A 13160-nucleotide genomic window follows, 5' to 3' on the forward strand; every position below is an offset into this window, starting at 1 on the left:
CGGCATCGGGCATATCGCGGTAAGGAAACGGCATGAGCGAAACGAGCCTAGCCATCACGAAATTCAGCGATCTCGCCAACCCGACGCGGTTTCTGGCGCTGGCGGCACGCATCATTCCCTGGATGGCCGGTTTCACGGCCCTCTGTTTTATCGTGGGGCTGTCTCTCAGCTTCACGACCGAAGGCGACTATCAGCAAGGCGAAACGGTTCGTATCATGTATGTCCACGTGCCGGCGGCCTGGCTGGCGATGATGGGCTATACGATCATGAGCCTCTCAGCGATCGGTACGCTGGTCTGGCGCCATCCGCTGGCGGATGTATCGGCAAAGGCTGCCGCCCCGCTCGGCGCCGCTTTCACGCTGATTGCCCTGGTGACAGGTTCGCTCTGGGGTAAGCCGATGTGGGGCACCTGGTGGGTATGGGACGCCCGGCTCACCTCCGTCTTCGTCCTGTTCCTGATGTATCTCGGGCTCATCGCCCTCAATCGCGCGATCGACGACCCGTCAAAAGCCGCCCGCGTCAGCGCCGTCCTGATCCTCGTTGGCTTCGTCAACATCCCGATCATCAAGTTCTCCGTCGAATGGTGGAACACACTGCATCAATCCGCGAGCGTACTGCGCCTCGACGGCCCAGCCATCGATCCGGAGTTCCTGCGGCCACTGCTGGTGATGGCCGTTGCGTTCACCGCGCTCTTCTTCACGCTGCACATCATGGCCATGCGCAACGAAATCTGGCGACGCCGCGTCACCGCACAGCGCCGCTTGGCAGCACGCTTGGCGAGCCGCGAGGGACAGTCATGACGCATGCTTTCTATGTCTATGGCGCCTATGGCTTTGCGGCCCTCGTCACCATCGCAGCCACGCTTTGGACGTGGGCGGACGGCCGTGCGCGCCGCAGCGAGATGGCAACCCTCGAAGCCGCCGGAATCCGCCGCCGCTCCGCGCGGACAAAGGATGGCGAATGAGCACCACACCGGAAACGAGCCGTGCCAAGCGCGGATTTGGGCGCTATGCCGTCGCCTTGATCCCGTTGATCGTCTTTGCCGGCATTGCAGCCACCGCGGCAAAGATGCTTTACGACCAGGACGTCCACGGCAAGGATATCTCGGAAATCCCCTCTGCACTGATCGGCACGAGGGCGCCGGCACTGAACCTTGCGCCGCTTGAGGGTACCAACCTGCCGGCGCTGACTGACAGCGCCATCAAGGGCAAGCTGACCCTCGTCAACGTCTTCGCCTCCTGGTGCATTCCCTGTCGCGAAGAACATCCGATCTTGAAGGAACTGGCAAAGGACGGCCGCCTCAACGTGGTTGCGATCAACTACAAGGACAGGAACGACAACGCACTTCGCTTCCTCGGCGAACTCGGCAATCCCTTTGCCGCCATCGGTGTCGATCCCAAGGGGCAGGCAGCCATCGATTGGGGTGTGTACGGCATCCCGGAAAGCTATCTCATCGCTCCCGACGGCACGATCCTCTACAAGCGGGTCGGCCCGTTCGACGAGGTCAGTCTGAAGGAAGGGCTTTTCCCCGCCATGGAGATGGCGCTGGCCAAGCCGGCGTCCTGACTAGATCCCGCCTTGCCAGGTCTTGATCGCCTCAATCGGCCAGATCAGCATCAGCACGTTGAGCGTCAGGTTGTCGCGAATGAGGTAGCCGGTCAAGAGCTCGAAGAAAATCGCGATCGCGACCGTTAGTGCGACGGGCGCTCGCGAGGCGAACAAGAACCCGACCACCATGAACACGGTGTCCATCGCGGAATTCAGAATGCTGTCGCCGTAATAGTCGAGCGAGATCGTTGCCGTCCGATAGCGGTCGATGATCAAGGGTGAATTTTCCAGCAATTCCCAACCGGACTCGATCATGAGCGCCAAAAGCAGCCGCACGGCGATCGGCTTTCCGCGCATAAAGAGGTGTGCGATGCCGTAGAAAATGAAGCCGTGGATGATGTGGGAGGGCGTGTACCAGTCGGAAATATGCTGCGAGTTACCGCTGGAATTGACGGTGCCTTCCCATAGCTTGACATATCCGCAGGTGCAGATGGGTGTGCGACCCATCATGTATTCGGCGATGATCTGGACGAGCAGAACGGCAACGCACGCAGCAAACCAGAAGGTCTGATGCTTCTCCCTGTCTGCCGTATTCAGTGTTGTCAATTCTCGGTCTCTCCCGCCGGCGTGACCGTATGCTTCATGATCAGTGGCATCTGTGCAAGCGTGAAGATGATGGTGATTGGCATTGTGCCCCAGACCTTGAAGGCGATCCAGAAATCATCGGAGAAATTGCGCCAGACGACCTCGTTCAGCACCGCGAGGAAGAGGAAGAAGATGCCCCAACGGATCGTCAGCTTGCGCCATCCCTCCGCATCGAGCTGGAAGGCCGCGTTGAAGACGTAGCCGAGCAACGATTTGCCGAAGGCGAGGCCGCCAAGCAGAGCAACGCCGAAGAGCGCGTTGACGATGGTCGGCTTCATCTTGATGAAGGTCTCATTCTGCAAATAGATCGACAGCGACCCGAAGATGACGACCACGATGCCCGACACGAAGGGCATGATCGGCAGATGCCCGAGCACGACCTTAGAAACGATCAGTGAGATCACCGTTGCCGCCATGAAGAGGGCCGTCGCCACGAATAGTGGTCCGCCAAGCTCCGAAAGAGCCGGGAACCGCTCGACCAGCCAGGGGCCGCGTAGGTTGGCGAAGAAGAAGATCAACAGCGGGCCAAGTTCCAGCGCCAGCTTCAGCATCGGGTGATGCCGGTCGGCCGCGCTTGGGGTGATATCGCTCTCTGTCGTCATTCTATCTCAAATCCGTTTGGGAACACGAAACCCTTGCCCGTGCTTGTCGGCATATCTGTGGCATTATTGGCCGAGACCGGCAATGGCATGCGCGAAATCCTCGGCCTCGAACGGCTCCAGATCCTCGACGCTTTCTCCGACACCGATGAAATAGACCGGCAGCTTGTGCTTGGCCGAGATCGCCACGAGAATGCCACCCCGCGCCGTGCCATCGAGCTTTGTCATGATCAGGCCGTTGACGCCGGCGACATTGCGGAAGATCTCCACCTGCGACAGCGCGTTCTGCCCCGTCGTGGCGTCGAGCGTCTGCAGCACGGTATGCGGCGCATCCGGATCGAGCTTGCCGAGTACGCGAACGATCTTCTCGAGTTCCGCCATCAGTTCCGCCTTGTTCTGCAGGCGGCCGGCCGTATCGATGATCAACACATCGCACCTCTTGGCCTTCGCCTGCTCGAAGGCGTCATAGGCAAGACCCGCGGCATCGGCGCCGAGCTTGGTGCCGATGAATTCCGACTTGGTGCGGTCAGCCCAGATCTTCAGCTGTTCGATGGCAGCGGCGCGGAACGTATCGCCGGCCGCGACCATGACCTTGAGGCCGGCACCCGAAAGCTTCGCGGCCAGCTTTCCGATCGTCGTCGTCTTGCCGGTGCCGTTGACCCCAACGACCAGGATGACGTGCGGCTTATGGCTCAGATCGAGCTGTAGCGGCTTTGCGACAGGCTTCAGCACCTTGGCGATCTCGCTTGCCATGATGCGGCTGACATCCTCGCCGGTGACGTCCTTGCCGTACCGCTCGGATGCGAGCGTATCGGTAACCCGCATCGCCGTCTCGACGCCGAGATCGGCCTGGATCAGCAGATCCTCCAGATCCTGCAGCGTCTCGTCATCGAGCTTGCGCTTGGTGAAGAGTGCCGCGATCTGGCCGGTAAGCTGCGAGGAGGTGCGGGCTAGGCCGGCGCGCAGCCGCTGGAACCAGGAAAGCTTTGGCGGAGGGACCAGGGCCACAGGCTCGGAAGCCGTAGGACCCGTGGCAAATCCCTTGGGAAGGACGGGAGCGGCAAAAGGATCACTTGAAGAGCTGTCGTCTTCCCCTGTTCGGTCGGATATCTCTTCCGCGGCCGGAGAGATAGGATCGGCGATGGGCTCCTGCTCCGCGTCAGCTTCTGCGGCCAGCCCTGCCGCAGGCGCCTCTTCAGTTTCGCCGACAGATGCCACTTCCGCGACACCACCCTCATCCTCTGGCCGATCGCCACTCCCCGGCTGAAGAGGCAAAGCAGCAGGAAGCGTGTCTTCGATAGTGCTTTCGGCAGGCGCCCCGGTCTCGGCTTGCGCTTCCGCCTCAAGCAGCGAGAGCGGCACAAGGCCCATATCGCCAGCCTGCACCTCAGCTGGAAGAACATCGGAAACATCGTCCTCTTTCGGCGCGAGCGCTTCCGCCTGCTCGGCAAGCTCCTCCACGGAGGCATCCTTGCCTACGTCATCGGCAGGCCCGCCGGCCGTCTCCATCTCTTCCGCCAGGACCGGATCGGCGGCAACGGGAAGGTTCTCCTCACGCGAATGCGGCTCCAGTTCGGATTCGAGTACCCTCGCCTCGACCGCCTCCGGCGCCTGTTCTTCCTCCGGCTTGGGGCCGAAGGTGAAGACCTTTTTGATGAAACTGAACGCCATGAGGATTCCGTAAACTCAGGCCGCGTCGGCGGCCGTCAATTGCATGTCGAGGTGCTTGCCGTTGTGGCCCGTAATTGCCGCCTGCACGAAGCTTCGAGGCGCAAGCCCCGCTGCGGCGACAAGCGTGAAGTTTTCGGTGTGCGCCAAACCGTTGTTTTCCACCAGCAGCCATTGCCGCGTTCCCACCATTCCGTCGAGATGGGACTGATGCAGGCGATGTCCAGTGGTGCGAAGCCGTGCAGCCCGCTCCTTGACCAGCGCGCGATCGAGCTGTGGCATTCGCGCGGCAGGCGTCCCTGGCCGCGGGCTATAGGGAAAGACATGGAGATGGGCGATATTGGCCTCTTCCGCCAGCCGCACGGCATTGGCGAACATCTCTTCGCTCTCAGTCGGAAAGCCGGCTATCATATCGGCGCCGAAGCTCATGTCCGGTCGCACGCCGCGCACGTCGTTGATAAAGGCCAAGGCATCCGCGCTAGAATGGCGGCGCTTCATCCGCTTCAGGATCATGTCGTCGCCATGTTGCAGCGAAAGGTGGAGATGCGGCATGAAGCGCGCATCGTCGGCGATAAGATCCAGCAGATGCCTGTCCGCCTCAATGCTGTCGATCGATGAAAGCCGCAGGCGGCGAATATCCGGCACCTGTTTCAGAAGCGTCTTGGCAAGCAGTCCGAGCGTCGGCTCCCCAGGCAGATCGACCCCGTAGCTGGTTGCGTCGACCCCGGTCAGCACGATCTCTCGGTAGCCGCTTTCGACGAGCTTGCGCGCCTGGTCGACGACTGCCCCCATCGGCACGGAACGCGAATTGCCACGGCCATAGGGAATGATACAGAACGTGCAGCGGTGGTCGCAGCCGTTCTGGACCTGGATGAAAGCCCGCACATGACCATCGATGTGCTTGACCATCTGCGGCGCCGTCTGGCGCACGCTCATGATATCGTTGACGCGCAACTTCTCTTCCGCTGAAACGCCGAAATCCGGAAGCGTGCGATAGGAGGCGCTTTTCAGTTTCTCTTCGTTCCCGAGAACGACATCGACCTCGGCCATGCCAGCGAAGGTCTCTTTTTCCGTCTGCGCCGCACATCCGGTAACGATAATGCGGGCATGCGGGTTGTCGCGCCGTGCGCGTCGGATCGCCTGGCGAGCCTGGCGCACAGCCTCGCCGGTGACCGCACAAGTATTCACGAGGATGGCATTGTTGAGCCCGGCCTTCTCGGCCTCCGCCCGCATCACTTCGGATTCGTAGGTGTTCAGACGACAGCCGAAGGTAATGACCTCGACGCCGCTCACCGCGCTTGCGCTCCCTGTGTCGCATCCCGCGACCACGCACCCGTCGACGGATCGAGCGCGCCGGACCACTCCCACTCGGCAGGGCCCGTCATGATGACGCGACCATCATGCTCGCGCCATTCGATCGTCAACACGCCCTGGTTGGGGCTGCTTGCGACCGTCACCGCGACTTCACGCCCCGTCCGTCCGGTGCGGGCGGCAGAAACGGCCGTGGCGCAGGCGGCAGACCCGCAGGCAAGCGTCAGTCCCGCGCCCCGCTCCCAGGTGCGCGTCGTGATCGAGCTTAGAGAGGTCACCTGCGCCAGCGTTATGTTGGCGCGCTCGGGGAACATCGGATGGTTTTCGAGCAACGGGCCGAAGCGCCCGAGATCGAAGGACATTACATCCCTATCTACCCAGAAGATCGCGTGCGGATTACCCATCGAAGTGACGGAAGGTGAATGCATCACCGGATTGTCGATCGGCCCGATTTGCAGCTCGATGCGGCTCGTGTCGTGGAATTCCTCCGCAAGCGGAATCTTGTCCCAGTCGAAGACCGGCTTACCCATATCGACGGAGATCGTCCCGTCCTCGTGTTCGACGGCATTCAGAATGCCTGCCACCGTCTGGAAGGTGAAAACCTTCTTGCCGGTTTCCGCGGCGAGTGCCTGTACGACGCAGCGCGTGCCGTTGCCACAGGCCTGCGCCTTCGATCCGTCGGAGTTCAGGATATCGATCCAGGCATCCGTGCCCGATGCCTTCGGATCGTGGATTGCCATGATCTGGTCGAACTGCGTGTCCGGCTCGGCATTCAGCGCGATTGCCGCGGCAGGCGTCACCCTGTCGGCGCGGCCGCGCATGTCAACGACCAGGATCTTGTTGCCAAGCCCGTTCATCTTCGCGAATTCGACCGTTGCGCTCATGGGTGTCACGTCCGTCTCTGTTTGGGCTGTATATGGCGGAAATGCGGGGGAATTACCAGTGGGTTGACGGACCCGAACGCAGCGACACATTGATGGGAGCGCTATACCGAAGCCTCATATTTAAGAATGATCGCAACTGTCTGGCGCTTTTCTTCGCTTCGAGGCATTCTTTGGTTTCGGATGCGTGCTTTTGGCAGGGAGGATCGCCGATGCGCTGCTTCACGGTACTTGGGCCCTCGCAGACGGGAAAAACGACGCTCGTCGCAAAGCTGGCCTCGCTCGAGGGAACGCCCAGAAAGTCAGCCTCTCCATACGGATCAAGCCTGACGGAATTCGATTTCAAGGACGAAGCGTGGTGTGCGGTCGACACGCCTGGGGCAAACGAGGCCCTGGCCTTGGCGCAGGATGCCCTGCTCGTCAGCGACGCCTGTATTCTCTGCATATCACCGACGCCGGATGATGCCGTTCTGGCCGCACCTTATCTGCGCGCCATCGAGGCTTCCGGCACGCCCTGCGTGGTCTTCATCAATCGGATGGACGAGCCGCGCGGTCGACTGCGTGATGTCATTGCCGCACTTCAGGCCTATTGCAACCATCCCCTCGTCTTACGACAGGTCCCGATCCGTGACGGCGACACGATTGTCGGCAGCTGCGACCTGATTTCCGAGCGCGCCTGGCGCTACCGGGAGGGGCAGCCCTCCGCGCTGATCGAACTGCCGCAGGATGCCGTCGAGCGCGAGCACGAGGCGCGGGCAGAGATGCTCGAGCAGTTGTCGGAGTTCGATGACTGGCTTCTCGAGGAGCTCATCGAAGACCGGGAGCCGGCAAGTGACACGCTGTTTGCCATCTCCTCGCGCATCCTCAAAGAGAACCGGGTCATCCCCGTGCTGTTCGGTGCCGCCTCCCACAGCAACGGCATCATGCGCCTGATGAAGGCCCTGCGCCACGAAGCCCCACCGGCAACGGCACTGCGGACCCGTCTCGCAACAGGTTCCGGTGCGGAAGGAGGGGCACTTTCCGCCGTCAGTTTCCATGCCTATCACAAGGCCAATGTCGGCAAGACGGTGCTGGTTCGCGCGCTGGCCGACGGCTTGAAGCAAGGTGCCTCCTTGGGCGGCGCAACTCTGGGCCCGCTGCAGGAGGCCGGCAGCGGAAAGCCGATCAGCGGCAGCGTGCAGCCAGGCGGCGTCTTTGCCGCTCTCAAATCAGACCATCTGCCCGCGCCCGCCCTGCTGACACAGTCGGCAAGCGTCGAACCGCCCGACTGGACTACACCGCCGACACCGATGCTGGAGAGAATACTTGTTCCCGGCAGCGAGCGTGACGAAACCAAGCTCTCGGCAACGCTGGCGAAATTGGCGGAAACCGATCGCGGCCTGAAGGTGATGCAGGAGGAAGGCACCGGCGCGGCACTGATCTGCGCTCAGGGACCGGTCCATCTACGCGAACTTCGCAAGACGCTGTCGGAAGTCTTCCGGGTCGAAGTTTCGGACCGCGCGCCAAACCCGATCTACCGGGAGACCATCTCGAAGCCCTCGGACGTCCACTACCGACACCGCAAACAGACGGGCGGCGCCGGACAATTCGCCGATGTGCAGCTCAGCGTCCGGCCGAACGAGCGCGGCCAGGGCTTCACGTTCGGCGAAAGCGTCAAAGGGGGCACTGTGCCGCGAAACTACATACCGGCCGTCGAGGCCGGTGCCCGCGAAGCGATGGAGAAAGGGCCGCTCGGCTTCCAGGTCATAGACGTCGATGTGACATTGACCGATGGCCAGTATCATTCGGTCGACAGCTCTGATTTCGCCTTCCGTGCGGCCGGCAAAATGGGCGTCAAGCAGGCGCTTTCACAGGCGTCCGCCGTTCTCATGCAGCCGGTCGTACGGGTGGAAATCCATATCCCCTCGATCTTTTCGGGCGGCATTGTGACGCTCGTCTCCTCAATGAGGGGTCAAGTGCTCGGCTTCGATCGGGACGAGAACGCGAAGGGCTGGGACATATTTCGAGCACTCGTCCCCGGCGGGGTGCTTGACGAATTGGGGCGGTCGCTCAGGTCCGCAACGCAGGGCATTGGCCATTTCTCCAAGAGTTTCGATCACTTCGAGGAGCTCTATGGCAAGGAGGCCGACACCATCATCAATGCGCACGGCGCGGGGGCACAAGCGCACTAACGATCATGCCGACGGCACGTCGAATACCTCGCCTGCCCTGAGCGGACGGAACCGCTCGGGCGGTATGCCATGCTCAACCATGGCGGCTTTCAGCGCCTTGACCGGCGCATCGACCGCCTCGTCGGTCAGCTGGAACGTTGCAAAGTGATGCCCTGCCACATAGGCCGCATTCGCCAGCTGCATGCCCATCACCGCTTCCGAAGGATTCTGATGCTGGCCCTTCATGAACCAACGCGGCTCGTATGCCCCGAAGGGCAGGATGGCGAGGCGAAAGGCGCCATGCTTTTGCCGCGCGGCCTCATAGTTGACGCCGCCGTGGAAGCCCGTATCCCCGACGTGGTAGATCTTCCCGGCCGGCGTCGCCAGGACGAAAGCAGCCCACAGCGCCATGCGGCGATCCCCGGTGCCGCGTGCGGACCAATGATGCACGGGTTCGGCATCGATGCTGATTCCCGCAAGGGAGAGGCGCGTGCCCCAATCCATAGCCGTCACCTGCATGTCGGGCACCGCACTGCGAATGATCGTATCGTTGCCGAGGGGCGTCACAACATGCGGCCGATGCTTTGCCTGCAAGAGCTTGAGCGTCACAACATCAAGATGGTCGTAGTGATTGTGGGACACAAACACGAGATCGATCGGCGGCAGATCGTCGATTGCGATGCCCGGGGCAACGGCGCGCTTCGGGCCGGCAAAGGTGAAGGGGCTGGCACGCTCGGACCAAACAGGATCCGTGAGAATGTTAAGCCCCGCGACCTGCACCAACAGTGTCGCATGACCGACCATGGTCACCCGCAGATCATTTCCATCCACGCGCAGATCGGGTTTTACTGGTGCGAACGGGCTTGGAACCGACCTCGGCCAGCGATCGCGACCGCCGCCGAACTGCCATCTCATCAAATCTCGGAAGCCGAGAGGCTCGATACCATCCGGATTGAAGAAATGCGTGCCGTCGAAGTGATCGGAAACAGGCCCCTGATAGTATGGATTGCGTCGCTTGGCTGTCGGCATTCGAAAGCGGTTCCGTTTGAGAGCAAAACAGGATCTGGGTTTTAGCGCGTACTTTTGAAAGACCCGCGCGTGGTCTTTTCTCGGCGTTCCCTTGACTCCCAGCCCGTTTTCCTGTTTATCGCCGCTCAATCTGCGACGAGCTTCAAGACTCGAGCCACCGACCGGGACCCGTTAAAAGGTATAAAGAGATCCCGGAGGTCCACACCCGACAGCGCGATGCGCCCTCGGGTGCTTTTTGGTTATGCGTCTTGTTTTCGTCAAGGAAAAGCACGAGGTTTCCGCTATCCCGGAAACACAAGGAAGAGCCGATGTTTGAAAACCTCCAGGACCGTCTTGGTTCCATTCTCAATGGACTGACAGGCCGTGGCGCGCTTTCGGAAAGTGATGTTTCCGCAGCGCTGCGCGAGGTTCGCCGTGCGTTGCTGGAAGCCGACGTCGCGCTCGACGTGGTGCGTGCCTTCACCGACCGCGTCCGCGAAAAAGCCGTCGGCGCCGAGATCCTGAAGTCGATCAAGCCTGGCCAGATGGTCGTCAAGATCGTCCATGACGAGCTGATCGAGATGCTCGGTGGAGAAGGCGTCGGTGTCGACCTACACGCAGCCGCCCCCGTCGTCATCATGATGGTCGGTCTGCAGGGCTCGGGCAAGACTACCACGTCCGCCAAGATTGCCCACCGCCTGACGACGCGCGAGAAGAAGAAGGTGCTGATGGCATCGCTCGACACGCGCCGTCCGGCAGCGCAGGAGCAGTTGCGCCAACTCGGCGTCCAGGCGAGCATCGACACGTTGCCCGTCATCGCGGGCCAGTCGCCCACCGATATCGCCGCCCGCGCCGTGCAGGCAGCCAAGCTCGGCGGCCATGACGTCGTCATCCTCGACACCGCCGGCCGCACTCATATCGACGAACCCTTGATGGTCGAAATGGCCGATATCAAGAAGAAGTCGAATCCGCACGAAATCCTGCTGGTCGCGGACTCGCTGACCGGTCAGGACGCCGTCAACCTCGCCCGCAATTTCGACGAGCGCGTCGGCATCACCGGCCTCGTTCTGACCCGCATGGACGGCGACGGCCGTGGCGGCGCCGCGCTGTCGATGCGCGCCGTGACAGGCAAGCCGATCAAGCTGATCGGTGTCGGCGAGCGCATGGGCGAGTTGGAGGAATTCCATCCCCGCCGTATCGCCGACCGTATTCTCGGAATGGGCGACATCGTTTCGCTGGTCGAGCGCGCTGCCGAAAATATCGACGCCGAAAAGGCGGCCGCGATGGCCGCCAAGATGGCCAAGGGCAAGTTCGACCTGAACGACCTCGCCGACCAGCTGCGCCAGATGCAGAAGATGGGCGGCATGGGCGGCATCATGAGCATGATGCCCGGCATGGCCGGCATGAAGGACAAGATGGCCTCCGCCGGCCTCAACGACAGCCTGTTCGGCCGTCAGCTCGCCATTATCGGTTCGATGACCAAGGCCGAACGCGCCAACCCTGACATGCTCAAGCATTCGCGAAAGAAGCGCATCGCCGCCGGTTCCGGTACCGATGCCTCCGACATCAACAAGCTTCTGAAGATGCACCGTCAGATGGCCGACATGATGAAGATGATGGGCGGCAAGGGCAAAGGCGGGATGATGAAGCAGATGATGGGCGGCCTTGCCGGCAAGATGGGCCTCGGTGGCCTTGGCGGCGGCATGGGCGGCATGCCTGATCTCTCCAACATCGATCCGAAGCAGCTCGAAGCACTGCAGAAGCAGGCGGAGGCCGCCGGCCTCGGCAAGCCGGGCGGCGGCATGCCTGGTCTCGGCAATGGTTTGCCGGGTCTGGGCGGCGCCAAGCTCCCCGGCCTTGGCGGTGGTTTCCCGGGTCTGCCCGGCTTGCCCAAGAAGAAGTGAAGGGTCGCGTAGAAGATGATTGATCCTGAAATCAAAGCCCAGCTTTCGAGCTATCGCCAGTCGATCGACAACATCGACGCGGCATTGGTGCATATCCTGGCCGAACGTTTCCGCTGCACCAAAGAGGTCGGCGTTCTCAAGGCCAAGTACAAGTTGCCGCCGGCCGATCCGGCGCGCGAAGAATACCAGATCGAACGCCTTCGCCACCTGGCGAAGGATGCCAATCTGGATCCGGATTTCGCCGAGAAGTTCCTGAACTTCGTCATCAAGGAAGTCATCCGGCATCATGAGCAGATCGCCGCGGATCACGCCGAAAACGGCGCCGCAGCAAAATGAACCATACCGCCAAACCAGGCGGTCCAAAAAGTCCAAGGAGTAAAGAAAATGGCACTGAAAATTCGTCTCGCCCGCGGTGGCTCCAAGAAGCGCCCGTACTACCATGTTGTCGTCGCCGACGCCCGTTCGCCGCGCGATGGCCGCTTCCTCGAAAAGCTCGGTTCCTGGAACCCGATGCTCGCCAAGGACGATGCAAAGCGCATTGAACTGAACGCCGAGCGCATCAAGCATTGGCTCGACAACGGCGCACAGCCGACCGACCGCGTTTTGCGCTTCCTCGACGAAGCTGGCGTTGCAAAGCGCGAAACCAAGAACAACCCGGTCAAGGCAAAGCCGGGCAAGAAGGCTCAGGAGCGCGCTGCTGAAAAGGCTCAGAAGGTCGCTGACGCTGCCGAAGCTGCTGCTTCCGCAGAATAATCGGGATCCTTCCCTTATGACGCGGGCGGCATGGCGACATGCCGCCCGTTTTCGTTTCCATTCCGCCGCACTTCGGTTAAGAGAAGCCCCAGATTTGCGGCTTCATGTGAAGGACGTCATGGCAAAGCTTGAAAATCCGGTTCTGATGGCAACGATCGGTGGCGCCCAGGGGCTGCGCGGCGAAGTGCGGGCTAAGGCCTATACCGCCGACCCAACCGCGCTCGGCGACTACGGCAACCTGCACAGCACGGATGGGCGCACCTTCGAGATCCTCGATATCCGGGAAATGAAGAACGTTGTCGTCGTCCGCTTCCGCGGCATCAACGACCGCAATGCGGCCGAGGCGCTGAACGGATTGGAGCTCTACATCGAGCGCGACAACCTTCCGGACGAGGAGCTGGAGGAGGACGAATTCTTCTACGCCGATCTCGAGGGGCTGGAAGCGCTCGACGACCAGGGCGTCAGCTACGGCACCGTGACCGGCGTTTTCGACTTCGGCGCCGGCGATCTCCTGGAACTGAAGGGGCCCGGCAAGCGCCCGGTACTGATCCCCTTCTCGGAAGTCTCGGTGCTCGACATCGACCTCGAAGGCGGAACGATCACCATCGATCCGCTGGCCGCCGGCCTCGTGGACGGTGAGGATGACGGCCCGAAATTCACACCCGACAAGCCTAAAAAGAAGAAGTGAGGCCG

14 protein-coding genes are annotated in these 13160 nt (G+C 61.7%); 8 read left to right on the forward strand and 6 right to left on the reverse strand.

The window, feature by feature from the left end; genetic code table 11:
• Positions 1-32: 32 nt before the first annotated feature.
• From LPU83_RS58025 to LPU83_RS58035, 3 genes are read left to right on the forward strand one after another with little or no spacing between them, the layout of a single operon-like run.
• The gene (locus LPU83_RS58025; RefSeq protein WP_024315309.1) at positions 33-800 is read left to right on the forward strand and encodes a heme ABC transporter permease; all 768 of its coding nucleotides are present in this window, start codon (positions 33-35) and stop codon (positions 798-800) included.
• A complete protein-coding gene (gene ccmD, locus LPU83_RS58030) occupies positions 797-964 on the forward strand; it encodes a heme exporter protein CcmD (protein WP_024315310.1) in 168 nt (55 codons plus the stop codon). Before LPU83_RS58025 ends, ccmD begins: the two co-directional genes overlap by 4 nt.
• Positions 961-1566, forward strand: coding sequence for a DsbE family thiol:disulfide interchange protein (locus LPU83_RS58035; RefSeq protein ID WP_024315311.1), 606 nt, complete (start codon positions 961-963; stop codon positions 1564-1566). The genes ccmD and LPU83_RS58035 overlap by 4 nt, the downstream gene beginning before the upstream one ends.
• On the opposite strand, the gene LPU83_RS58040 is transcribed toward LPU83_RS58035, so the two are convergent.
• The 5 genes from LPU83_RS58040 to dapF all read right to left on the reverse strand — a co-directional run bounded on the left by LPU83_RS58040 (position 1567) and on the right by dapF (position 6655).
• The gene (locus LPU83_RS58040) at positions 1567-2145 is read right to left on the reverse strand and encodes a DUF2585 domain-containing protein (RefSeq protein WP_024315312.1); all 579 of its coding nucleotides are present in this window, start codon (positions 2143-2145) and stop codon (positions 1567-1569) included.
• Between the two features lie 5 nt (positions 2146-2150).
• Entirely contained in the window at positions 2151-2795 is a 645-nt protein-coding gene (locus tag LPU83_RS58045; protein ID WP_024315313.1) for a septation protein A, read from the reverse strand.
• 63 nt (positions 2796-2858) lie between these two features.
• On the reverse strand, positions 2859-4463 hold the full coding sequence (gene ftsY, locus LPU83_RS58050; protein ID WP_024315314.1) for a signal recognition particle-docking protein FtsY: 1605 nt from the start codon (positions 4461-4463) through the stop codon (positions 2859-2861).
• Between the two features lie 15 nt (positions 4464-4478).
• On the reverse strand, positions 4479-5753 hold the full coding sequence (mtaB, locus tag LPU83_RS58055; protein ID WP_024315315.1) for a tRNA (N(6)-L-threonylcarbamoyladenosine(37)-C(2))-methylthiotransferase MtaB: 1275 nt from the start codon (positions 5751-5753) through the stop codon (positions 4479-4481).
• A complete protein-coding gene (gene dapF, locus LPU83_RS58060; protein ID WP_024315316.1) occupies positions 5750-6655 on the reverse strand; it encodes a diaminopimelate epimerase in 906 nt (301 codons plus the stop codon). The genes mtaB and dapF overlap by 4 nt, the downstream gene beginning before the upstream one ends.
• A gap of 209 nt (positions 6656-6864) precedes the next feature.
• On the opposite strand from dapF, the gene LPU83_RS58065 reads away from it, so the two are divergent.
• Positions 6865-8823: an elongation factor G gene (locus LPU83_RS58065; RefSeq protein ID WP_024315317.1), complete on the forward strand. Its 1959-nt coding sequence runs from the start codon at positions 6865-6867 to the stop codon at positions 8821-8823.
• 3 nt (positions 8824-8826) lie between these two features.
• Here LPU83_RS58065 and LPU83_RS58070 read toward each other — a convergent pair whose 3' ends face one another.
• A complete protein-coding gene (locus LPU83_RS58070) occupies positions 8827-9831 on the reverse strand; it encodes an MBL fold metallo-hydrolase (RefSeq protein ID WP_024315318.1) in 1005 nt (334 codons plus the stop codon).
• A gap of 308 nt (positions 9832-10139) precedes the next feature.
• Here LPU83_RS58070 and ffh point away from each other — a divergent pair, with 308 nt between their 5' ends.
• The 4 genes from ffh (at position 10140) to rimM (ending at position 13155) form a co-directional block, all read left to right on the forward strand.
• Positions 10140-11714 carry a signal recognition particle protein gene (gene ffh, locus LPU83_RS58075; protein ID WP_024315319.1) on the forward strand — a complete coding sequence of 525 codons (1575 nt, stop codon included), beginning with the start codon at positions 10140-10142 and terminating at the stop codon, positions 11712-11714.
• Positions 11715-11729: 15 nt separating this feature from the next.
• Positions 11730-12050: a chorismate mutase gene (locus LPU83_RS58080; RefSeq protein ID WP_024315320.1), complete on the forward strand. Its 321-nt coding sequence runs from the start codon at positions 11730-11732 to the stop codon at positions 12048-12050.
• A gap of 48 nt (positions 12051-12098) precedes the next feature.
• Entirely contained in the window at positions 12099-12467 is a 369-nt protein-coding gene (rpsP, locus tag LPU83_RS58085; protein WP_024315321.1) for a 30S ribosomal protein S16, read from the forward strand.
• 118 nt (positions 12468-12585) lie between these two features.
• Positions 12586-13155: a ribosome maturation factor RimM gene (rimM, locus tag LPU83_RS58090; protein WP_024315322.1), complete on the forward strand. Its 570-nt coding sequence runs from the start codon at positions 12586-12588 to the stop codon at positions 13153-13155.
• Positions 13156-13160 lie beyond the last annotated feature (5 nt).

This window comes from Rhizobium favelukesii, from assembly GCF_000577275.2.
Lineage (GTDB): Bacteria > Pseudomonadota > Alphaproteobacteria > Rhizobiales > Rhizobiaceae > Rhizobium > Rhizobium favelukesii.